The 23,621-nt window shown below is 43.5% G+C and carries 19 protein-coding genes and 2 pseudogenes; 18 read left to right on the plus strand and 3 right to left on the minus strand.

What is annotated here, in order from left to right; all coding sequences use genetic code 11:
• Window positions 1-5: 5 nt before the first annotated feature.
• From M5V91_RS07440 to M5V91_RS07450, 3 genes are all read left to right on the plus strand, one after another.
• Window positions 6-983, plus strand: a complete 978-nt coding sequence (locus M5V91_RS07440; RefSeq protein ID WP_009334356.1) for a ring-cleaving dioxygenase — start codon at window positions 6-8, stop codon at window positions 981-983.
• 105 nt (window positions 984-1,088) lie between these two features.
• Window positions 1,089-2,327, plus strand: coding sequence for an MFS transporter (locus M5V91_RS07445; RefSeq protein WP_009334357.1), 1,239 nt, complete (start codon window positions 1,089-1,091; stop codon window positions 2,325-2,327).
• A 27-nt stretch (window positions 2,328-2,354) separates the two neighbouring features.
• The gene (locus M5V91_RS07450) at window positions 2,355-2,855 is read left to right on the plus strand and encodes an SRPBCC family protein (protein WP_284521959.1); all 501 of its coding nucleotides are present in this window, start codon (window positions 2,355-2,357) and stop codon (window positions 2,853-2,855) included.
• 178 nt (window positions 2,856-3,033) lie between these two features.
• On the opposite strand, the gene M5V91_RS07455 is transcribed toward M5V91_RS07450, so the two are convergent.
• Together M5V91_RS07455 and M5V91_RS07460 are read right to left on the minus strand one after the other, a co-directional pair.
• Window positions 3,034-3,909, minus strand: coding sequence for an AraC family transcriptional regulator (locus tag M5V91_RS07455; RefSeq protein ID WP_019383130.1), 876 nt, complete (start codon window positions 3,907-3,909; stop codon window positions 3,034-3,036).
• 307 nt (window positions 3,910-4,216) lie between these two features.
• Window positions 4,217-5,866, minus strand: a complete 1,650-nt coding sequence (locus M5V91_RS07460) for a M14 family metallopeptidase (protein ID WP_251174521.1) — start codon at window positions 5,864-5,866, stop codon at window positions 4,217-4,219.
• Window positions 5,867-6,207: 341 nt separating this feature from the next.
• Here M5V91_RS07460 and M5V91_RS07465 point away from each other — a divergent pair, with 341 nt between their 5' ends.
• From M5V91_RS07465 to M5V91_RS07520, 12 genes and pseudogenes are all read left to right on the plus strand, one after another.
• Complete coding sequence (locus M5V91_RS07465; protein WP_251174522.1) at window positions 6,208-7,416, plus strand: acyl-CoA dehydrogenase; 1,209 nt, start codon at window positions 6,208-6,210, stop codon at window positions 7,414-7,416.
• Between the two features lie 17 nt (window positions 7,417-7,433).
• Window positions 7,434-8,207, plus strand: coding sequence for an SDR family oxidoreductase (locus M5V91_RS07470; RefSeq protein WP_251174523.1), 774 nt, complete (start codon window positions 7,434-7,436; stop codon window positions 8,205-8,207).
• Between the two features lie 27 nt (window positions 8,208-8,234).
• On the plus strand, window positions 8,235-9,848 hold the full coding sequence (locus tag M5V91_RS07475) for a long-chain-fatty-acid--CoA ligase (RefSeq protein ID WP_251174524.1): 1,614 nt from the start codon (window positions 8,235-8,237) through the stop codon (window positions 9,846-9,848).
• A gap of 51 nt (window positions 9,849-9,899) precedes the next feature.
• Entirely contained in the window at window positions 9,900-10,463 is a 564-nt protein-coding gene (locus M5V91_RS07480) for a TetR/AcrR family transcriptional regulator (RefSeq protein WP_251174525.1), read from the plus strand.
• Window positions 10,464-10,767: 304 nt separating this feature from the next.
• Window positions 10,768-11,652: a 3-hydroxyacyl-CoA dehydrogenase family protein gene (locus M5V91_RS07485; protein ID WP_251174526.1), complete on the plus strand. Its 885-nt coding sequence runs from the start codon at window positions 10,768-10,770 to the stop codon at window positions 11,650-11,652.
• Between the two features lie 11 nt (window positions 11,653-11,663).
• A complete protein-coding gene (locus M5V91_RS07490; protein WP_251174527.1) occupies window positions 11,664-12,065 on the plus strand; it encodes an acyl-CoA thioesterase in 402 nt (133 codons plus the stop codon).
• A gap of 41 nt (window positions 12,066-12,106) precedes the next feature.
• Window positions 12,107-13,180, plus strand: coding sequence for a phosphotransferase family protein (locus M5V91_RS07495; RefSeq protein WP_009334366.1), 1,074 nt, complete (start codon window positions 12,107-12,109; stop codon window positions 13,178-13,180).
• 1 nt (window position 13,181) lies between these two features.
• The gene (locus tag M5V91_RS07500; protein WP_251174528.1) at window positions 13,182-13,928 is read left to right on the plus strand and encodes a 2-phosphosulfolactate phosphatase; all 747 of its coding nucleotides are present in this window, start codon (window positions 13,182-13,184) and stop codon (window positions 13,926-13,928) included.
• On the plus strand, window positions 13,929-15,704 hold the full coding sequence (locus M5V91_RS07505; RefSeq protein WP_251174529.1) for an acyl-CoA dehydrogenase FadE: 1,776 nt from the start codon (window positions 13,929-13,931) through the stop codon (window positions 15,702-15,704).
• A 25-nt stretch (window positions 15,705-15,729) separates the two neighbouring features.
• Window positions 15,730-16,707 (plus strand): quinone oxidoreductase family protein, encoded by a 978-nt coding sequence (locus M5V91_RS07510; RefSeq protein WP_071156095.1) that lies wholly within the window; start codon window positions 15,730-15,732, stop codon window positions 16,705-16,707.
• Between the two features lie 119 nt (window positions 16,708-16,826).
• Window positions 16,827-17,600 (plus strand): class I SAM-dependent methyltransferase, encoded by a 774-nt coding sequence (locus M5V91_RS07515; RefSeq protein ID WP_217024643.1) that lies wholly within the window; start codon window positions 16,827-16,829, stop codon window positions 17,598-17,600.
• 12 nt (window positions 17,601-17,612) lie between these two features.
• Window positions 17,613-18,397 (plus strand): annotated as a pseudogene (locus tag M5V91_RS07520) (SDR family oxidoreductase).
• 375 nt (window positions 18,398-18,772) lie between these two features.
• Here M5V91_RS07520 and M5V91_RS07525 read toward each other — a convergent pair.
• Window positions 18,773-19,948 (minus strand): MFS transporter, encoded by a 1,176-nt coding sequence (locus M5V91_RS07525; RefSeq protein ID WP_009334372.1) that lies wholly within the window; start codon window positions 19,946-19,948, stop codon window positions 18,773-18,775.
• A 109-nt stretch (window positions 19,949-20,057) separates the two neighbouring features.
• Between M5V91_RS07525 and M5V91_RS07530 the strand changes: the two genes are divergently transcribed.
• From M5V91_RS07530 to eutC, 3 genes and pseudogenes are all read left to right on the plus strand, one after another.
• The gene (locus M5V91_RS07530; protein ID WP_251174530.1) at window positions 20,058-21,098 is read left to right on the plus strand and encodes a DmpA family aminopeptidase; all 1,041 of its coding nucleotides are present in this window, start codon (window positions 20,058-20,060) and stop codon (window positions 21,096-21,098) included.
• Between the two features lie 214 nt (window positions 21,099-21,312).
• On the plus strand, window positions 21,313-22,671 hold the full coding sequence (locus M5V91_RS07535) for an ethanolamine ammonia-lyase subunit EutB (protein WP_251174531.1): 1,359 nt from the start codon (window positions 21,313-21,315) through the stop codon (window positions 22,669-22,671).
• 16 nt (window positions 22,672-22,687) lie between these two features.
• Window positions 22,688-23,553: pseudogene (gene eutC / locus M5V91_RS07540) on the plus strand (ethanolamine ammonia-lyase subunit EutC).
• The last annotated feature ends 68 nt before the right edge of the window (window positions 23,554-23,621 follow it).

The raw sequence follows: 23,621 nt of genomic DNA on the forward strand, positions 1-23,621 counted from the left end.
TTCACTTGAATCATTTAAAAGGTATTCACCATGTTACAGCCATTACAAGCAGTGCGGAAAAAAATTATGAGTTTTTCACTTATACATTAGGAATGCGTTTAGTAAAGAAGACCGTAAATCAGGATGACATTCAAACGTATCATTTATTTTTTGCGGATGATACAGGAAGTCCGGGAACGGATATGACATTTTTTGATTTTCCTGGTATTCCACAGGGATCTCACGGAACGGATGAAATATCGAAAACTTCATTCCGGGTTCCGACAGATGAAGCACTCAATTATTGGGTAAAGCGGTTTGACCGCTTAGAGGTTCCACATTCAGGCATCAAAGAGCAGTTCGGCAAAAAAACCCTGTCATTCACGGATTTTGATGATCAGAAATACCAATTGATCTCGGATGAGGACAATAAAGGAGTACCATCAGGCACACCTTGGCAGAACGGGCCCGTTCCGCTAGAATATGCGATCACTGGTCTGGGACCGCTTTTTGTAAGAGTAGCTCAATTTGATTACTTTAAGGAAATGATGGAAAAGGTGCTGCATTTTAAGGAAATTGCTCAAGAAGGAGATTTCCATTTATTCGAAGTGGGTGAAGGGGGAAATGGGGCACAGGTGGTAGTGGAATATAACCCGTCTCTTCCCCAGGCGCGCCAGGGCTATGGAACAGTCCATCACGCAGCATTCCGCGTGGAAGATAAGTCTGTTCTCGAGGAATGGGATCAGCATTTGAGAGGCTTTGGCTTCCAGACTTCAGGATTTGTGGATCGCTTCTTCTTCGGTTCTTTATATTCCCGGGTTGCTCCGCAGATTTTATTTGAATTCGCGACGGATGGCCCTGGATTCATGGGTGACGAGCCATATGAAACACTTGGGGAAAAATTGTCCCTGCCGCCATTCCTGGAGCCGAAAAGGGACCAAATCGAAAGCTATGTCCGTCCGATCGATACAGTAAGAAGCACAAAGAATCTTGTAAAAGAATAATTAGGCCAAAGGCACCTGTCGTTCCATTGCTTTAACGCAGTGGAAGACAGTTGCCTTTTTAGCGTATAATGGATGGTATTCTTTAGAAAATAGGAGCAGAGGGCAGTGGAGAAACATAAAAGCAAATACAGGTGGCTTGTCTTTGGAGCGGTTTTATTTACATACTTTTTAATCGTGAGCCAAAGGACAGCTCCCGGTTTAATTACTGATCAATTAATGAAGGAATTCGGCGTGACAGCTGCGGCCATTGGGCTCCTTACGAGCATCCAATTTTTCGCCTATGCCAGCCTGCAGGTTCCCATTGGAATATTATCCGACCGTTTTGGTCCTAATGTGTTTTTAATCTCCGGGACTCTTCTTAACGGAATCGGGACTTTATTATTCAGTTTTGCTGCGAATGAATACATCCTTTTCGCGGCAAGAATGCTAGTCGGAATAGGTGATGCGACAATCTGGATTAACGTTGTCATCATTTTAGGCAGATGGTTTAAGGTAAATGAATTTGTAAAATTGCTTGGTTTTGCGGGCATGTCGGGGAGCTTTGGATTTTTGCTCGCGACTGTGCCATTTTCCATTTGGATTTCCATATGGGGCTGGCGCATTCCGTTTTTGGCAGTGGGCATTATTTTGACCATCCTCTCCTTATTGCTGTATTTCATTTTAATTTTGCAGCCTTCCCGGATGGGCATAGAACCTAAGAAAACAAAAGGTAAAAAGGAGCCAGCAGAGAAAACAGCAAACATATTAAAGAGAATTTTTTCTGACCGTCAGGCATGGGCCACGTTTTTGTGTCACTTTGGCGTGGTTGGTACTTATGTTGGCTTCATCGGTTCATGGGCAGTGCCATATGGAATGGAAATGTATGATTTGACCCGTTCCGAATCCAGCCAGCTAGTCATGATTGGACTGATTGGGGCAATTATTGGTGCTCCGTTAATGAGCTTCATATCAGGACGGATGGGCAGCATCAAACGCCCTTATCTTTTTGCCCACATAATCGTCGTTCTCGGTTGGGCAGTTTTTCTTGTATTCCAGGGCAAACCTCCATATCTGCTCCTGATTGTTCTTTTCCTGATCATGGGTTATGGGAATGGTGCAAGTACACTGACTTTTGCGATTGTCAGAAAATCATTTGACATTAGAGATGTAGGTGTCGTTTCAGGTTTTGCCAACACCGGCGGCTTTCTGAGCGCAGTTTTGCTGCCATTTATTTTCGGAAAAGTTTTGGATACATTTGAAGCAGGATACCAGTATGGATTTATTATTCCGGTCATCTTTTCATTGATTGGATTGATGGGTGCAGGGTTAATAAAGGAAAAAGGACGCCAATTGGTTAAAGGTTAATTTTATGCAGTATTTTGAGGACAAATCATGCAAAAAAGGAGACGAGAGTATGAAAGCTTTATTAAAAAAGAAACAAATGGCTATACTGCTGTCTTTGAACGAAACCTGAAACATCCCAGGGAAGAAATCTGGGCGATGCTTACTGACAATAATCAGCTGAAAAAATGGTTTCCGGAGCTGCAGGCTGAGGAATTAAAGAATGGTGGAAAATTCAAATTTGATATGGGTGATGGCAGCTTTGAGGAAATGGAAATCCTCGGGTTTGAAAAGCCTGCGATCCTTGAATACACATGGGGTGATGATATTGTCCGCTTTGAGCTTAATGAATTCATGGGCGGGACAGAGCTGATTTTAATTGAAAAAATCAGTGAAATCACAGATCATACACCAAAGGATCTTGCAGGATGGCATGTGTGTCTAAATGTGATTGGACGTCTGCTTGATGGAGTAAAAGATGGCAGCCGGAAAGACGAATGGAAAAATTGGTATGAAGAATATAAAGCAGCAACTGAGGCCATAAAGCACTAATACAGAAAAAGGCTGATAAATAATCCAAAGTAGTTCAGATAATGTGTAGCAAATCCGAAAACACAGGGTAAATAACAGTTGAGATAAAAAAAGGGTGGGGTCAACATTAAAGGAAACCCCAACCTTTTTTATTTTAATGTGAGATATTCGAAAAACATTTCTGTAAATAGAATAATCATCAAGGTGTATCGTTAACTTTTTTCTTTACTGCCATCCAAACCTCGCTATATACATTTTCCGATGTACCGTTGTACTTTGTAAATGAAATCCCAGGTAGTTCTGCTGGTTCATAATCTGATGAAGGCAGCCATTCAGAATAAATTTTTGCGGTAGTTTCTTGAAGTGTAGAAGGAAATGGTCCTTGGTTAGGGAAAATGGCCCATAAACTTTCTTCAATAGTAATTTGCTCTAAATGATCGAAGGGATTTTCTTTTGTAGTTGCAAATCCTATCATATGTGTTAAATACCCTTTTTCTTCTAAAAAACCATCATCAAAATCATACGATACATTCAACACTTGATGAGGATATAAATCCGCTAATTGATGCATTTGATTTCTTTGTTGTTCGGTAATTGTCTTCGCTAGTTCTATGATAGCATTATTTTCACCTTCGAATTGAATAGGCACCCTTTTCGATACACCAACAATATTAAACATCTCTTTCTTTTCAATCTTGAATTCCATTGAAATTCCTCCTCTTATATCAATAAAGAATGAGAATTTGGGAAATGATTTTTGAATTTTGTTTTTAGTTACTTCTGAAGGCAAGAATCCGCTCCATTCACGAAAGGCTCTTGAAAAACCTTCAATGGATTGATAACCATATTTGCAGGCAATATCTGTTACTTTTGCTCCGTTAATCAGTTCAACATTTGCAACTGATAATCTCCTATTTTTGATGTACTCATTCAATGACATTCCAGCCATATATGAAAACATTCTTTTGAAATGATAATCAGATAGCCCTACAATTTTTGATATTTGCTTTCCGGAAATTTCTTCGGTTAAATGTGTCTCAATATAATCCATCAAATGATTGAATTCTTGTAACATTCATTTCCCCCTTCACAAATATATAATAACGATAAAAATCATAATTCACTCGATATTTTCTATACGGAATATATCGGAACGCATTTCCGTTAAATATAAAGTTACAATCCGGCTTCGTTAGTAAAAGTGCATTTTTTTATATAATTTCATTATTTACATTGCTATTTAAATATATTTCCTTATAAAAGTTGATGTACCAATGAAAAAAGCATATCAATTACAAATTGATATGCTAATTTATATACTATTTACAAAGTTTCTTCACACAAACAGAACTAATTATCATGATGCGTCAGTCATTTTTCTTTTATTTCATAAACGGTTTCATGTTTGATTTCTTCGGATCAATGGTGAAGCGGTAAATCGGCAATTCCTGCCCAACTTCAGAAAGGACGTAGCCGAAGGTCGTATAACTGTCTACTGATTCAGGCTCAAGCGACAGGGAAAGCAGATTTGTTTGAGGCTGTGCGGTCAGAAATACATAAGTTCCTTTCGGGAAGGTGATGTCCTTCTTAGTCACCTCAGTCTCAACCTCAACAAGCTCCCTGTCTTCATAATTGCCTGCCGGTTCCTTAGAAGTTACTGTAAAGGCTTCAGCTGGAAGGCTGACATTTTTCGGAAGTCTAAAGCCCTTTAAACCTTGATCCATTAATTTTTCAGTGATTTCCTCATGACCTGGCTTTATTAAATAGGCGGTAGGTCTATCCCTTACCAATGTTGGTTCTGCATCAGTAGCACTTAAGTATTTAACTGGGATATCCTGAACTGTGCCCGTTGCTATGTCTACCATTTCCAGTGTTTCATTCTCCAGTTCTTTATTTTCGCTATCAATGATTATTGGATCATTGTCATTTAGCATTAAGCCTTTTTTGATAAGATTAAGTCTTTCTAATGCTACTAGATTTTTAATTTGTTTTGCATGATTGGCCGTTTGCTTAAGAATGCTTTCATGAGTGGCAATTTGGGCGTTCACTCTGCGCGCAAAATCTTCACGTCCGATGCCAATGCCTCTGCTTTCTACCAGGAAGGAGAATGCTGGCTGAAGTCCGAATGAATTCCGGCCAATTCTTGGCTCAGTGGAACCCTCGATAATTTCAATTTCACCTTGGTCATCCAGGCCTGCTGTATAGTAAATTTCTGCGGAAATGCCATTTTTCTCAAGCTCTTCCATGGCAGGCCCGACAAATAAACTGTCAGATGCTTGACGGATTTTTTCAGGGATATTGAGGTTCCGGCCAGACTGGATCAGAATATCGTGGAACTTCAAAGCGCCCTGTTCACCAACTTGATTAAAAGCACTGCTGTAAACAGAATATTCATGAGCATCAATCACCACTTCCGGTGAATATTTATTGAATTCTTCATGAATGGCCTGTACCTCTGGAGATTCAAGTTTTATATGATCACGGTTTCCATCCAGCCCATTGGCCAGCTGTCTTTTAAAATCATAAGAGCCATCAGGATTTACCCTTGGAATAACGATCACATTGATATCGTCCAAAATCTCCTTGCCCAATTCACCGGCAAGTCTGTTGGCCAAGGCCAGGATAGATTCACCGCTGGCAGGCTCGTTGCCATGGATCTGGCTCTGAACCCATACAATCGGCTTTTTTGATAAATAGCCCGACCTAATATGCTTATCCTTTGTGAAATAAAGGGCAGGTATTTCACGGCCTTCTTGAGAGGTTCCGATTGTTTTAACAGTTAGGTAAGGACTTTTAGCTTTGAGCTGTTTTATGTAGGCCATCATTTCTTCTTGAGAAGTAAAAGCATCACCGTCCCTTGAAAAGGCAGGAGTCTTGTCTATCACCTCAATTTCAGGAAAGAGGTGTCTTACTTGTTCAGGCTGGCTGTATGATTTCCCGTAATAGGGAGTTTCTGCCTGAACTGCAGGTGCAGCCAATAATGCAGCAGACAGGAGTACAGGAATAGTGCGTTTTTTTACTAGTTTCTTCATCGGCTAGTTTCCTCCTCTTCTAATTTTAAATCAATAATAGATGAAGAATGTTTTGAGTGTCAAAAAATTTAGAATAGTATAAATTCAGTAGTTTAATAGATGAATTGTTTAAAAGGAAGGAATTATAGGTGCTTAGTTCTAATATTATTCGGAAAACGAAATAGAATGGCAGGTAACTAGCGAAAATTCCCTAGCTTTTACTCGATAAAAACAGTGCATTGGGTGGGAGTGGAAAACAACAAAATTATAAATTTTCTGAAAATAAGTTGAATTTTTTTCGAGATTGTTTATACTAAACTTGTAACATACCGACCGGTCAGTAAGTGAAGGAGGGATGGAATTTGGATTTTTCTTACTCATCAAAAGTACAGGAGCTCATAAGAAAATTAAATGTGTTTATGGAAGAAAACGTTTATCCGAACGAAACTCTGTATGAACAGCAATTGAATGAACAGGAAAGCCGCTGGAATGCTATTCCGCCCATTATGGAAGAGTTGAAACGCAAGGCGAAAGATGCTGGGCTATGGAACCTATTTTTACCGGAAAGCGAGTATGGGGCTGGTCTCACGAACGTGGACTATGCTCCACTTTGCGAAATTATGGGGCGTTCCATGATTGCACCGGAGATTTTCAATTGCAATGCACCTGATACCGGAAACATGGAAGTGCTCGCAAGATATGGCACCGATCAGCAAAAGAGTGATTGGCTGCAGCCTCTTTTAGAAGGGGAAATACGATCTTGTTTTTCAATGACAGAGCCGGATGTTGCCTCTTCTGATGCTACAAATATTGAAGCACGGATTGAAAGGCAAGGTACGGAGTATGTCATTAATGGTCGGAAGTGGTGGTCCTCAGGGGCGGGAGATCCGAGATGCAGGATAGCGATCGTCATGGGAAAAACCGATCCAGCAGCCAGCCGTCATGAACAGCAATCTATGATTCTTGTTCCACTTGATACGCCAGGAGTAAAAATAGAGAGGATGCTTCCGGTGTTTGGCTATGATCACGCTCCCCATGGTCATGCTGAAATTACATACGACAATGTCAGAGTTCCCGCTGAAAATATGATTTGGGGTGAAGGGAAAGGGTTTGCCATTGCGCAGGGAAGGCTTGGCCCAGGACGCATCCATCATTGCATGAGGCTAATAGGGGCAGCAGAGCGTGCTCTTGAAGAATTATGTAAGCGTGTACAAAATCGCGTCGCCTTTGGAAAACCGCTCTCTAATCAGGGAGTCATCCAGGAATGGATTGCGGATTCCCGAATTGAAATTGAGCAGGCAAGACTATTAACGCTTAAAGCGGCCCATATGATGGATACAGCCGGAAATAAAGCGGCGAAAACAGAGATTGCTATGATCAAAGTCGTGGCTCCATCCATGGCACTTAAGGTAATTGACCGGGCGATTCAGGCTTTTGGCGCAGCAGGAGTCTCTGACGATGTTCCGCTTGCGGCCTTGTGGGCAAATGCCAGGACGTTGAGGCTGGCAGACGGGCCAGATGAGGTCCATCGGGCACAGATTGCTAAACTTGAGTTGAAAAAATACCAATAGGGAAAGCGGGGAGCCATATGAACGTAATGGATTTATTTGACCTAACCGGGAAAACGGCACTGATTACTGGAGGAGGCCGAGGGCTCGGTGCCCAGATTGCGGAAGGCTTTGCCGAGGCAGGGGCGAATATCGTTCTTTGTTCAAGAAAGGTGGAGACATGTCAGGAAACAGCTGATCGTCTCGCCAAACTTGGCGTGAAAACGTTAGCTCTTTCCTGTGACATAAGCAAACCCGAGGACGTCCATAAAGTGGTCGATAGAACGGTTAAGGAATTTGGAAGCATTGATATTCTTGTCAATAACAGCGGTGCCACCTGGGGAGCACCTGCCGAAGAAATGCCGCTTGAAGCCTGGCATAAAGTTATCAATGTGAATGTGACAGGGACGTTTTTAATGAGCCAGGCTGCAGGTAATATCATGATTGAGCAAAAGTCCGGAAAAATCATTAATATTGCCTCTGTTGCCGGACTTGGCGGTACTGATCCCCGGGTGATGGATACGATCGGATATAACACAAGCAAAGGCGCTGTTATTACGATGACAAAGGATCTGGCTGTAAAATGGGGCAGGTATGGCATCAATGTGAATGCCATAGCCCCAGGGTTTTTCCCTACTAAAATGTCAGCAGCGATTATTGAGCATGGGAAAAATCCAATTCTGGAGGCGACACCTCTCAGACGCTTTGGTTCTGCTGACGATTTGAAAGGCGCCGCTTTGTTCCTGGCTTCCAATGCTTCAAATTATGTGACGGGAGACGTATTAATTGTCGATGGCGGAACACATGCAATGTAAAAACGGCAAATTTTGGAGGGATTAATAATGAGCGAGAAGAAAACCTGGCATGCCCACTATCCTGAATCAATTGCAGCCGATGTTAGCATTCCCAGCAAGTCGATGCCTGAGATGCTGCAGGAAGTGACAGCGATGTATCCGCAGAATACAGCTTTATCTTTTTATGGCCGAAAAATGATTTATGCGGAACTTCAAAAAGCCGTCTATGGATTTGCTGCATCACTGCAGAAAAATGGTGTCCAAAAAGGCGGCCGTGTTGCCATCATGCTGCCCAATTGCCCGCAATATGTAATTGCGTATTATGGCACCCTTGCAGCGGGAGCGATCGTTACTCAAGTAAACCCGATGCTGGTTGAGCGCGAGATAGAGTATATTATGAATGATTCGGGTGCTGAGACACTTATCGTCTTTGATGCGTTATATCCACGCGTAAAAGGAGTACAGAGCAAAACGAAATTAAGTAATATAATTGTTGTCAGTCTCCAGCAATCAAATGCAGATTTTTCTCCTGATAAAACCTTTGAAGGTTTTTTACATGAAGGCAAAGGACAATTCACCCCGGTAAACATTGAGCCTGAACAGGATATAGCCGTCCTTCAATATACGGGCGGTACAACCGGCCGATCTAAAGGAGCCATGCTGACACATTACAATGTTCTCGCAAATGTGGTTCAGTCCTATGAATTTTTTAAAGAAAGAACCAAAATAGGCGGGGAAAAATTCTTAACCGTCATTCCGCTGTTCCACGTTTTTGGAATGACTGCCTGCATGAACTTTGCCATTTATACCGCCAATGAATCTATTTTATTGCCTCGCTTTGATTTGGAGGAAGTGCTTAATACGATTAAAAATGAGCAGCCTTCTGTATTTCCGGGTGTTCCAACCATGTATGTGGCTATCACCAATCATCCGCGTGCAGAGGAATATGGCATTGACAGCATTGAAACCTGCAATAGCGGAAGCGCGCCAATGCCTGTCGAACTGCTTCGCGATTTTGAACAAAAGACAGGAGCCAAAATACTCGAAGGCTATGGTTTATCCGAAGCTTCCCCAGTAACCCACTGCAATCCTCCTTTTTCAGAACGAAAGCCTGGAAGTGTCGGAATTGGTTTTCCTTCAACTGATTATAAAGTAGTCGATTTGGCCACAGGAACAGAAGAAGTTCCGAATGGAGAACTCGGAGAGGTCATCATCAAGGGACCGCAGATCATGAGAGGATATTGGAATATGCCTGAGGAGACGGCCGTCACATTACGGGATGGATGGCTCTACACAGGTGATATTGCAAGAATGGATGATGACGGTTTCCTTTATATTGTCGACCGTAAAAAAGACCTGATTATTGCAAGCGGATATAATATATATCCTCGCGATATCGAGGAAGTGCTCTATGAGCATCCTGCAGTTCAGGAGGCAGTAGTCATTGGTGTCCCGGATGCGTACCGGGGTGAAACAGTAAAAGCTTTCATCGTACTGAAAGCTGGCAAATCGTCGAGCGAAAAAGATATCATTTCATATTGCAAGCAGAACCTGGCTGCCTATAAAATTCCATCGGCCGTAGAATTCCGCCAGGAGCTTCCAAAGACAAATGTCGGAAAAATCCTTCGCCGGGCTTTGCGGGATGAGGTCCGGAGCCACTGATTTTTATGATATAATTCTGTCGATATTTTCTAACAGAAGCGGGGACTAACATTGAAAGAAAAAATTACTGAAAAGAGCATCCGGCTATTTGATCAGAAAGGCTTCAGCGAGACATCAATTCAGGATATTGTCGACAGTATTGGTGTGACGAAAGGGACGTTTTATTACTATTTTTCCAGCAAAGAAGAACTTTTGATGGACATCCATCTTCGCTACATTGATGACATGCTGGACAATCAGCACGAAATCCTCGGGGATGATTCAAAATCCAGCAAAGAAAAACTCTTTGCGATTGTTCAAATGCTGCTCAGCAATATCAAAACACAGGGAGCCAGCGCGAAAGTCTTTTTTAGAGAAATGCGCAACCTCAGTGACGAAAGTTTATCGGAAATCATTCCGAAAAGAGATCAGTTCAGGCTGAATATCGAAAAATTAATAGAAGAAGGCAAACAGAACGGAGAGTTCCGTGCGAATCTCAACTCTCCGATTATTGCCTTTGGCATCCTGGGCGTCACTAACTGGAGCTATCAGTGGTTCAATCCGGATGGATCTATATCTGACCGGGAAGTGGCGGAGATATTTACGGAAATGATCTTAAAGGGGATCGAGATGTAAATCGAAATTCTTTTAAAGTAGGGAAAATAAAGATAATTCTTTGTCTCTATTTTTTAGTAGGTAACAACATAGGACGGGAACTATATTTTAAGATACTGAGTTGATTGTAGCGGAAGACACTTGACTCCTGCGGGAGGAGAGGGAGCGGGAGACCCCACAGGCGAAGCCGAGGAGGCTCCCGTTCCTCCCCGCGGAAAGCAAGTGACTGCAGCGGAAATCAACGGGCAGTATAAATAAGCTATAACAATCTATTAAAACATAATTTTTAAGACATACCAACTGGTCAGTATAAGGAGGAGAAAAGATGAATGTAAATGATATTAAGCAAATTACGGTTATCGGTGCCGGGCAGATGGGCCACCAGATCGGAATGCTTTGTGCGCTTGGAGGATTTGAAACAATTATCCAGGATTTGAACGAAAACGCATTGCAGGATGCTGAGGCAAAGCTTCAAACGATTATGTCTAAATGGGTCTCCAAGGGGAAACTTGCCGAAGATGCTAAAGCTTCTGCATTTAATAGGCTGCGCTTTTCCACCAGCCTTGAAGAAAGTGTAAGGAATTCCGGCTTGATTATTGAAGCAGTAACCGAAAAACTTGATGTAAAAAAGGAGGTCTTCAGCAAGCTGGAGCAGTATGCCGATCCACATGCCATTTTTGCGACCAATAGTTCAACAATCGTGAATAGTCTAATAGCTGGTAAAACGGAGCGGCCAGAAAAAGTTGTTAATATGCATTTCTTCTTCCCGCCTCTCGTTATGGATTGTGTGGAAGTAGTAATGAGTGAACAGACATCTGAAGAAACCGCCCAAATAGCTATGGAAGTCTGTAAAAAAATCAATAGGACAGCCGTCCTTTTGAAAAAGGAAATTTCCGGATTCGTAGCAAACCGCATTCTCGGTGCGCTCCAAAAAGAGGCAGTGGCTCTGTTTGAACAGGGAATTGCAGACTATAAAGATATTGATGTCATCTGCCGGAAAGCATTGAATCACCCAATTGGCCCTTTTGAGCTTATGGATTTATCCGGACTCGATGTCGCCTATTATGTAATGGATCAGCGTTATCGGGAGACGGGAGATCCTGCCGATAAACCGTTTGCCTGTGTTGCTGAAAAAGTGGAAAAGGGAGAATTAGGCAGAAAGACAGGCAAGGGGTGGTACGAATATCATTCGAGTAAGATTAAGAGTTAAGGGGTGGCACCATGCACGAAATGCAGGTAACAGTGAGGTTTTGCGAGACTGATGCACTTGGCCATATCAACAATACCAGTTATTTTATATATCTTGAAGAAGCGCGTGTAAAGTATTTCGAGACACTCGGCTACAGCATGGATGTGAAAAATTGGAGCTTTATCCTGGCCTCCACTAAGTGCGACTTTCTAAGCCAGGGGTATTTTAACCAAATCCTTACGGTAAAAACGTGGGTATCAAGAATCGGCAGGAAAAGCTTTCAGCTGAACCATGAAATTGTCTGTAGCCAGACGGGCGGTCTCATTGCCAAAGGGAGCGCCATCATCGTCTATTTTGATTTCAGCAAACAGGAGAGTGCTGTCATACCTGATCTTCTTCGCGAAGGTCTTAACCAAAATTCAAGGGGAACTTAAACTTAAAGAAACTGAATTTTCGTTTAAAAAGGAGGAGTTACATGCCCCAGCAAATGAGCCAGGATACCATTCCTGTGAGAAAAGGGGAACAATTAAATACAGCTGCACTGGAAAAATTCCTGCGGAGCGAGATTGGGAACCTTCCAAATGAACCACTCGAGATTCTGCAGTTTTCCACTGGCCACTCCAACCTGACATATCAGCTGAAAATGGGAGAATGGAAAGCTGTGCTCCGCAGGCCTCCGCTTGGACCTGTTGCACCGAAAGCTCACGACATGGAGAGGGAATTCAGAGTGATTTCTGAGATCAGCCCCTTTTTCAAGGAAGCTCCGAAGCCGCTTCTTTTCACAGATAATAAAGAAATTGCCGGTGCAGCTTTTTTCATTATGGAAAGAAGGCATGGAATTGTTTTAGATACCTCATTCCCTGAAGGAGTTGCACCAGACGAGGGAGTTTGCAGAGGGCTGTCTCAAATTATGGTTGATAAACTTGCCGAACTTCATTCCATTAACTATAAAAGGACAGGTTTAGCTGAAATCAGCAATCCTGATGGATTTATGGAAAGGCAGGTGCATGGCTGGATTGGCCGGTATGAACGGGCCAAGACGGAGGAAGTTTCTGAGGCGGATACATTGAAAAAGTGGCTGACCAATCATATCCCAGTAAGTCCGGAACCTTCCATCATCCATTATGATTACAAACTGAACAATGCAATGTTTAATGAAAATTTGACAGAAATGGCAGGCCTGTTTGACTGGGAGATGGCAACTGTTGGCGATCCGCTGGCAGACCTTGGTGCAGCGATGAGCTATTGGATTCAGGGGGATGATCCAGATCTGCTGAAGTTTGGCTTAGGCAAACCGCCAGTAACTGTTCTAAACGGCTTTTACTCGCGCAGAGAATTTATGGAGGCATATGCTAAAAAGACTGGCCGAGATCTCAGCAGCATGAATTTTTATTTAACATTTGCTTACTTCAAGCTCGCCGTCATTTGCCAGCAAATCTATTATCGCTACAAGAAAGGCCAAACAGGCGATGCTCGTTTTTCACAATTCCATACATTTGTTAAAGTGCTCCTGAAACATGCTGTAAAGGCTGCAAACGAGAAAAACTGAGATGAAAAAAGTTCATGTGATTTTAAAGAAAGAGGATATTTCAGAAGAGAAATTAAGAGAAAGCAGTAAAGTGGCTGTCGTTTTGGATATTCTTCTCGCGACCACGACGATTACTGCAGCTCTTTCAGAAGGAGCTGCAGAAGTCATCCCTGTATTGGATGTTACGGAAGGGATGACTGTTACAGCAGGCATGAAGCCGGAGACATTTGTCCTTGCCGGCGAGATTCATGGGAAGCCGATTGAAGGATGCGTGTATCCCATTCCGAGCCGCATCCGTGAAGTGATAGATGGCAGGAAACTGATCCTGACAACAACAAATGGAACGGTAGCTTTAAGAAAATCAGCCTGTGCCTCAAAAGTCTATATCAGCTCGCTATTAAACAATCGGGCAGTTGCAGAATCCGTAAAGGGAGAAGCTGAGACAGTCATCGTTGTATGCTCAGGAAATTCGGGGGAACTCAGTTTGGAGGACTTTTACGGTGCAGGGCACTTTATCGATTGCTTAACCGATCATGATCAATGGAATATGACTGATTCTGCAAAAGCTGCTTTGCATTTTTACCGGGATGCATCAGGAAGCGCATTTGACATTCTGTCATCATCCAGGGTAGGCAGGCTTTTTGCCCGGCACGGGCTGGCAGAAGATTTAGAGTTCGCATCACAGATTGACATGGAAGCGATTGTTCCCATTCTGAAAAATGGCAGAGCGGTTCCATCAGACCGCTTTAGAAGGAGAGTGAATCCGTAAATGGAAGAAGTAAAAACAGCTAATCGCGGTGCGGGTTTTTTGTTCACAAAGCTTAATCCTGAAACACTTTACACACCAGAAGATTTTACAGATGAGCATATCTTGATTGGCAGAACCGCTAAACAATTTGCTGAAAAAATGGTACAGCCTGAAAAGGACCGGATTGAAAACCAGGACTTTGAGCTGGTTACGGATTTGCTGAGGAAGGCGGGGGGACTTGGCTTGCTTGCACATAGCATCCCTGAAAAATACGGCGGTCTGGGCCTGGATAAAATCAGTAAGGGGATTGTCGGTGAAAGCATTGCCTCAACAGGCGGTTATGGGGTAGCCCACTCCAACCATACCTGTATTGCGACCCTCCCTATTACTTACTTTGGGACACCGGAGCAGAAAGAAAAATATTTGCCGAAGCTTGCTTCTGGGGAGTACATTGGGGCATACTGCCTGACAGAACCGAACGCAGGTTCAGATGCCCTTTCCTCCCAGACAACAGCTGTTCTGAATCAGGAAGGAACACATTATATCTTAAATGGCACCAAAATTTATATTACTAACGCTGTATTTTCAGATACGTTTATTGTTTACGCTAAAGTGGATGGCCAGCATTTTACCGCGTTTATCGTTGAGCGCGATACACCAGGGCTTTCCCTTGGTCCGGAAGAAAATAAGATGGGCATCAAAGGATCTTCAACAAGATCGGTCATTTTTGAAGATTGTCCTGTGCCAGCCAATCAGTTGCTTGGCGAAGTGGGCAAAGGCCATATTATTGCTCTGAACGTCCTGAATCTGGGCCGCTTCAATTTAGGTTCTGCCTGCATGGGGGCATCCAAAACCGGATTGAAGAAAGCTATACAATTCACAGGGGAAAGAAAGCAATTTGGAAAATCCATTGCTGATTTTCCAGCTACCAAGGAAAAAATCGCAAAAATGGCAGGTAGAATTTACGCTGCTGAATCACTGCAGTATCGTACTGCAAACCTGCTGGAAGAATCATTAGCAGACTTATACGATTCATCTGATTTAAAACTTATTGGAAAAAGAATGAGCGAATATGCCACAGAATGTGCGATCTGCAAGGTGTTTGGATCGGAAACGCTCGACTATGCGGCAGATGAAGTACTGCAGCTTCATGGCGGAGCAGGATTCATCAAGGAATACGGAGTGGAACAAATGTATCGTGATTCCCGCATTAACCGTATTTTTGAGGGAACAAATGAGATTAATAGACTGCTGATTCCTACACACCTTTTCCGTAAAGCATTGAAGGGTGATATCGATTTAGCCGCAAGAGTGGAGGAGGCTGTTGTTCAGTTGAGCAAACCTGAACCAATCGGCCAGGGCATTTTTGAGAAAGAAAGAGCAGCGGTTAATACGATGAGAAACCTATTCCTGTTAAACGCCGGACTCGCTTACGAAGCATTTGGCAGCTCACTTGCTCATGAACAGGAAGCACTTATGAAGCTCGCCGATCTGGCCATTGCCCTTTATGCTTCAGAATCGGCTGTCTATCGTACTTATAAAGCTATTCAGGAAAATGGTGAAGAAAAAGAAGAATTGAAGATTCTTCAGACAAGAACGTTTATCGAAGGTGCGATATGGGATGCAGAAAGACTATCCCGTCAGCTTGTGTCAGAATTGGCTTCTGAAGGGAAAAGAGATCAGTTGATCGGATTAGTCATCCGAGAATGCGGCAGGTTCAGTTCCTTTGGGAAGGAAAGTGCGAGAAACAGAAGGATCGCTGAGCTTGTATATGATAAAGGCGAGTATTGCTGCTAGATATATAGAGAAGGAGTGTTTTAAAATGAAAGCCATCCAATTCAAAGAGTATGGAGGACCTGAAGTCCTTAACTTAATCGAGGTTGACCGGCCTCAGCCGACAGGACGTGAAGTATTAATTGAGGTTCATGCCATTGGGGTGAACTATGCAGATACCGCAAGAAGAGAAGGGCAATACGTCGTGCCGACACCTCTGCCGTTCATTCCTGGTGCTGAAGTGGCAGGTGTTGTCGCTGCAGCAGGTGAAGATGCGAAAATTCCTGTTGGCACAAGAGTGGTTACGTTAATTGAATCAGGCGGCTACTCGGAGTATTTATTAGCTGATGAAAGAGGGCTGATTCCCCTGCCGGAAGGATTGGATTTCAACCTGGCTGCTGCTCTGCCTCTGCAGGGCTTGAGTGCCTATCATATACTAAAAACGATGGGCAGACTTGAAGCGGGTGAAAGCGTCCTTGTCCATGCAGCGGCAGGCGGTGTAGGAACACTTGCTGTTCAGCTCGCAAAATTATTCGGTGCAGGTACCGTCATCGCCACTGCCAGCACCGATGAAAAACTTCAGCTTGCGAAAGAAATGGGTGCGGATGTTCTCGTAAACTACACAAAAGAAGGCTGGGAAAATGAAGTGCTGGAAGCAACAGGCGGAAAAGGTGTGAATGTTGCACTCGAAATGGCAGGCGGGGAAATTTTTAATAAAACTCTGAAATGCCTTGCCACCTTTGGCCGCCTTGTCATATATGGTGTGGCAAGCGGGGAGCAAAGCCGGTTTTATCCGTCATCCCTAATGGGTCGGAACCAATCAGTCATCGGATTTTTCCTTCCGCAGATTATGAGAAAACCCGAACTGCTGCAGCCGAGTATGAAGGAATTATTGACATATGCAGCTGCAGGAAAGCTGAAGCTGACAATTGGGGAAATCCATCCTCTGGAGGATGCTGCCAAGGTACATGAGCGGATGCAGTCGAGGCAAACAAAAGGAAAGCTTATTCTTGTACCTGCAAGATAATCGGAAGCCTGCCATTTACCATGTGGCAGGCTCTTTTTCTATTAAACTGACAGGAATATAGGGATTTATATAGAACATAAATAGTAGAGCTGATCCTATTTTTGATGAGGGTGATTTATATGGAAAAGGACGAGGTAAAGAAAAAGGTACAAAATACTTTCGGTAAAAATGCAGAAAAATATGTGACAAGCAAAATTCATGGAGATGCGGCTGAGCTTAATCAGCTCGTTCAAACTCTGAATCCGCAGAAAGATTGGGTGGTGCTGGATATCGCCACAGGAGGAGGGCATGTGGCCAAAAGTCTGGCACCTTTTGTTTCCCAGGTCTTCGCTGCTGATTTGACAAAAGAAATGCTGGCCAATACTGCACGCCATCTGGAAAGCTTTAAAAATATCTGGTATGTCCTCGCGGATGCTGAAGATTTGCCATTTCTGGATAAGTACTTTGATGCCGTAACCTGCCGGATAGCCCCCCATCATTTTCCCAATCCGGAAAAGTTCATTTCGGAAGCCGGGAGGGTATTAAAACCAGGCGGTCATTTCCTGTTGATCGATAACGTATCACCTGAAGAAAAAGAGCTGGCTGGCTTTATGAACACTGTTGAGAAATTGCGGGATGACAGTCATTGCCGGTGTTTGTCGACAGGAGAGTGGAGAAAGCTATTTGCTGCTTCAGGGCTGCATGAAACGAACTCGAAGAGCAGAAAGAAAATATTTGAATTCCCGTCCTGGGTAAGGCGGACAGCCGAAAGTGACGAACAGATTAAGTCAGTCGAAGATTATATTTTGCAGGCTGATCGAACTGCTGCAGATTACTTTCAAATCGAATTTCATGATGGCAGGGTGCAATCCTTTAAAGTGGATGAATGGATGGCACTTTGCGTGAAACAATAGGAGGAAATGGTGATGGATTTAAACCTGAAAAATAAAAAAGCGCTAGTAGTGGCTTCAAGCCAGGGACTAGGTAAAGCAATTGCGGCACAGCTTGCACAGGAAGGCGCCAATGTGATGATTACAAGCAGGGATGAAGCAAAACTGCAAGCTGTTCAAAAGGAATTCCGTGACCAATATAATGTTGATGTTGAGTATCACCGTGCAGATGTTACCAATCCGGAAGATATCAAACAGTTAGTCAAATATACAGCTGAAACACTTGGCGGAATCGATATTTTGATCAATAATGCCGGGGGACCTCCCGGGGAACGTTTGAATCCCTGACAGATGAAGATTGGGAAAAAGCGTTTCAATTAAATCTATTAAGCCATGTAAGGCTGATCCGGGAGGCGCTTCCCGAATTAAAGAAAAATGGCGGCAGGATTATTAATATTGCTTCTTCAAGCATTAAACAGCCGATACCAGGCCTTCTGCTTTCGAATACATTCCGTTTGGGCATTGTCGGAATGACCAAAACGCTCTCTGAGGAATTGGCAGCTTATAATATCTTAATCAATACAGTAGCTCCGGGAAGGATTGCGACAGACAGGGTTGATTACCTGGATCAGCATAACGCGGACCGGCAAAACATCTCCAAAGAAGAAGTTACAGAAAGAGCCAAAAGCAATATCCCGCTGCGCAGATATGGAACCCCGGCAGAGTTTGCGAACGTCGTAACTTTCCTGGCTTCCGACGCAAGCAGCTATGTGACGGGAAGCTCCATTTTGGTCGATGGCGGGATGGTGAAAGCATTATAGCAGGTTTTTTTGTTCGTGCAGCTAGTGTGAGAGTCCGAACCCGGACTAACTTCGGACAGAGAAATCGAAAAACCTGTTGTGGGAGTCCAAACCTGGGCCAACTTCGGACAGAGAAGTCGAAAAACCCGGTGTGGGAGTCCAAACCTGGGCCAACTTCGGACAGAGAAGTCGAAAAACCCGGTGTGAAAGTCCGAACCTGGGCCAACTTCGGACAGAGAAATCGAAAAACCTGGTGTGAGAGTCCGAACCCGGCACACCTTCGGACAGAGAAATCGAAAAACCTGGTGTGAGAGTCCAAACCCGGTGCACCTGCTGGAAAACTCAGCATAATAAAAAGACGATTTTCCGCATCTCTTAGGAAAATCGTCTTTCTCATTAACCTCGTTTTGTAATCAGTATCCAGATATATAATAGTATGGAGATCCCTACCGAACCGGCTGCTGTCATATAAATGCTGCTGTAGCCGAACAAATGGGCGATTTGGCCAAAGACCATTGCACCTATCCCAACTCCAAGATCAAAAAAGGAGAAGAATGTTGCATTAGCCATCCCGCGCCGATTGGCAGGCGCTTCTTTTACAGACCAGGCCTGAAGGGCAGGCTGGACTGATCCGAACCCTAGACCATAAAAAATGGCCGCTATATACATGATCATGCTGTTAGGCAGCCATGCCAGCAGGAACATGGCTGCTAAAATCAGCACCGCACCAGGTAAAAACACAGCCTGATGCCCCCGTTGATCATATAATCTGCCGGCAAACGTCCGGGAAATCATTAAGGCAATCGCAAACAGCAGGAAATACCAGTGTATTCCGCCTATGCCTTTTTGGGCAGAGTATATTGGAAGAAACGAAGCGATGCCGCCGAAGGTAACGGTAATGAAAAATAAAAGAAATGATGGCCTTAAGGCACTTTTTTCATAGATATCCCATCGCTTAAGGGGAACACTTTGTTTTTCAGCCTGCTTGTAGTTGATTCTAGATGACAATACCAGTGCGGCTAAACCCAGCAGGGCACAAATTAAAAATAAGAGTTTGAAAGATATAACTCCGGCAAGCGCCAGTCCCAGGGTGGGGCCGAAAGCCAGGGCTATGTTCCCGGAAAGACCGAAGTAGCCCATCCCTTCCCCGCGCCGCTTAGCAGGTATCAAATCGGTGGCAATCGTTCCGGAGGCTGTAGTTGAAAAACCCCATCCAAATCCCTGGACAATCCTTAAGACAAATAAGAAGATTAAACTATTAACAAATCCAAATGAACCAACCGAAAGAACAAAAATCGCAAGACCCGTTAAATAGACAAAACGCCTTCCCTTTGTCTCCAGCATATGTCCTGCATAAGGACGCAATAGCAGAGCAGAGAATGTAAAGATGCCGACTACAATCCCGATCAGCTGGTCATTCCCTCCCAATTTTTCAACAAAAAGAGGGATCGTGGGCAATGTCATTTGAAATCCGAGAAAAATAAAAAAGTTGGACATCAATATGAGCACAAAATCTCTAGACCAAATCTTCTCAGAGCCTGCATTCTGTTTTTTTGCTATAGTTTGAGCCATATAAATCCTCCCAAAAACGATGTAAAATGATTAGGAAATCTAAATATTTTTCTATTATAAATGAAAACAAATGGAAATTCTAATGAATGCCACTTTAAGGAGGAGTCAAATGAAGATTAGAGAAAGAGGAGTAACGATTGGAAAACTGCAGCCTGGCAAAAAGAATTGCATTACAGATGTAGAAGGGGTCATGGTAGGCCAAATCACTCTGGACTATCCTCTCAATGATAATGACCAATATGTCTGTACTGGTGTAACCGCAGTTTTGCCTCATGGCAGAAATTTATTCCGTGAAAAGGTCCCGGCAGCGAGCTATGTCATCAATGGCTTTGGAAAAACGACGGGTCTGGTTCAGGTTGAAGAATTGGGCATGATAGAATCTCCCATTATGCTGACAAACACATTTGGAGTTCCAGCGGTTACACATGGAACCCTGAAACACATGTTACGAACCACTCCTGAAATTGGAGACACAACTGGAACGGTCAATATTGTCGTTGGTGAATGCAATGATGGGTATCTAAATTCCATTCGTGCACTTCCTGTGAAACCGGAACATGCAATAGCAGCCATTGAAAATGCCAATTCGGAAAGAGCGGAGGAAGGTGCGGTCGGAGCAGGAAAAGGCATGGTATGTTTCGGATATAAAGGCGGAGTAGGGGCGTCATCGCGGGTCATAAGCGAAGAACAAAGCTCAAAAGACTACATAATCGGGTGCCTGGTGGTCACCAATTTTGGCAATAAAGATGAATTTCCATTCAGGAAATACGGCCTGTCAGAAATTCCGCAGGAAACCAAGGAAACGCCCGATGGCTCGATTATGATCATCCTTGCCACGGACGCACCAGTCAGTGACAGGCAGCTGAAAAGGCTTGCCAAGAGATGCGGTATTGGCCTCGGCCGGACAGGAAGTCATTACAGCAACGGCAGCGGGGATATTGTCATTGCTTTTTCAACTGCCAGAACCATTTCTCACCAGAGCACTGAACACGTTGAATTTGCCCATTTGATCAGAGACGACCATCCGCTTATGAACAAGCTTTTCCAAGGTGCTGCCGAATCCGCGGAGGAAGCAATTCTCAATTCCTTATCCCAGGCAGAAACGACGAAAGGGAGACAGGAAAGAGTGGTCGAGGGTATGTTTTCATAAGACATTTATCTACATTCTAAAAAGTCTATCTTTTCAGTTAATTACTTGATATAATGATGGATAAGTGAAAATACCAGGTGAGGGCGCCTTAATAGGTAAGCTGTTTTATGGCTTATTCTGTTAAGGCGCCTTTTTGTATGGAGTGAATGTAACCGCTTACTGTAATAAGCTGAGTTGGTGCATACCACTCCCTATAATCGAAGGGAGGCAATTTATGTTTACTTGTACACTAAAGAATGAAACCTATCAATTCCGTTCAATTTCAGATGTTTTGGCAAAAGCCGGTGAGGAGAAATCAGGGGATAAAATGGCAGGCATTGCTGCCAGATCTTCTCTTGAACGAATGGCAGCCAAAGTGGTGTTAAGTGAAATAACACTAAAGGAAATATATGAAAATCCGGTTATTGCATATGAAAAGGATGAAGTAACCCGCATCATATATGATGATCTTAATCTTTTTATTTATAAGGATATCGCAAACTGGTCTGTTGGAGAATTAAGGAATTATATTTTATCCCACCATACCAGTACGTCGGATTTGTTCAAAATCAGCAGGGGTCTGACGAGCGAAATGATTTCTGCTGCAGCAAAGCTGATGTCGAGCATTGACCTTGTAATGGCATCGCAGAAAATCAGGCCAACTGCGCATTGCAACACAACAATTGGCGAGTCTGGACGCCTGGCATTCCGCTGCCAGCCTAATCATCCCATTGATAATCCCGAGGGTATTCTTGCATCAATGAAAGAAGGTCTGTCCTATGGTTCGGGTGATGCTGTCATAGGTGTGAACCCCAACAATGACTCTATCGAATCAGTCTCGAGAATTTTACATATGACTCATGATTTTATTCAAAAGTGGGATATCCCGACGCAGAACTGTGTTCTTGCCCATATTACAACCCAAATGCATGCCCTCAAAAAAGGTGCCCCTATAGCTCTTATGTTCCAAAGCCTTGCTGGTACACAGGCGGCAAATGATGATTTTGGAGTTTCAAAGGAAATTCTTGATGAAGCCTTTCAGCTGATGGCCACACAAGGGACATCAACTGGTCCGAATCAGCTATACTTCGAAACTGGCCAGGGATCGGAGGTATCGCTTGATGCCCATCTTGGCATAGATATGCAGACACTCGAAGCCCGTACCTATGGATACGCCCGGCATTGGAAACCGTTCATGGTTAATAATGTATCCGGTTTTATCGGGCCTGAGACGATTTATGACGGCAAACAAGTGATTCGTGCAGATCTCGAGGACCTTTTTATGGGGAAAATGCATGGACTTCCAATGGGGATAGCCCCTACATATACAAACCATATGCAGGCAGATCAAAATGATCAGGAAATCGCCGGTATGCTGACTGCTCTTGCCGGTGCGAATTTTTATATGGGCGTGCCTGGCGGAGACGACGTTATGCTAAGCTATCAGGATACCAGCTATCATGATGATGCAAGCTTAAGAGAAATGCTTGGGCTCCGCCCTCTTCGCGAATTTGAGATATGGCTTGAGAAAATGGGAATTATGGAAAATGGCAAACTAACCGAACGAGCGGGAGATTTATCAATTTTTAAGTAGGAAGGGGGAATCAGTAATGGATATTCAGACAATCGTGAAGCAGGTAATGGAAGAACTCCAAAAAGGAGGGCAAATAAAAAACAGTCCTATTGTAAAAGAACCTGCAGAAACAAAGGAATCAAAGGGCCGCAATATAAATTATGAAAAGAGTAGCCAAGTAGGTGTAGAACAGCCAGCCAATCGGGAAGAGATCGAGAGGGTGCAATCCATTACGCCTGCCAGGATTGGGATTGGACATACTGGAGCACGAATGAAAACAAAGAATTACCTGGAATTCAGGATAGATCACGCAGCAGCCCAGGACGCAGTGTTTAAAGACGTTTCTGAGGATTTGCTGAAGGAGTTAAAGCTGCCTGTGCTCTTTTCAAAATCTGAAACGATGGACCAATACTTAATGGACCTGGACAGCGGGAGGCAACTCAATGAAACATCCAGAAAATGGGCTGCAGAAAATCTTCCGAAAAATAAACAGGTGCAAATCATTGTATCCGATGGACTGAGTTCAACAGGTGTTGAGGCAAATATAAGAGATCTGCTGCCAGCGCTTGTCCAGGGGTTAACATCGAAAAAGATTACCATTGGAGATCCTGTTTTTATAAAGCGGAGCAGAGTTTGGATTCAGGATGATTTAGCTTCTATTGTCAATTGTGATTGCATTATTTCACTCATAGGAGAAAGGCCAGGATTGGCAACTGCTAAAAGCATTAGTGCCTACCTGATATACCAGCCCAATGAGGATACTGTCGAAGCAGATCGCACTGTTATCAGCAATATTCATGAGGGAGGGGTCCCCCTGTTGAGGCGGGTGCCCATCTGGCTGATTTAATAGAGGTTATATTAAAGCATAAAGCGAGCGGTGTAAAATTAGCACAGCTTAAGTAGTATAGGAAGGCAGCAGGATTACATTTTTTCCAGCTGCCTTTTCCATTATCCAGGATAATTCCATAACT

Source organism: Cytobacillus pseudoceanisediminis (assembly GCF_023516215.1).
Taxonomy (GTDB): Bacteria; Bacillota; Bacilli; order Bacillales; family Cytobacillaceae; genus Cytobacillus; species Cytobacillus pseudoceanisediminis.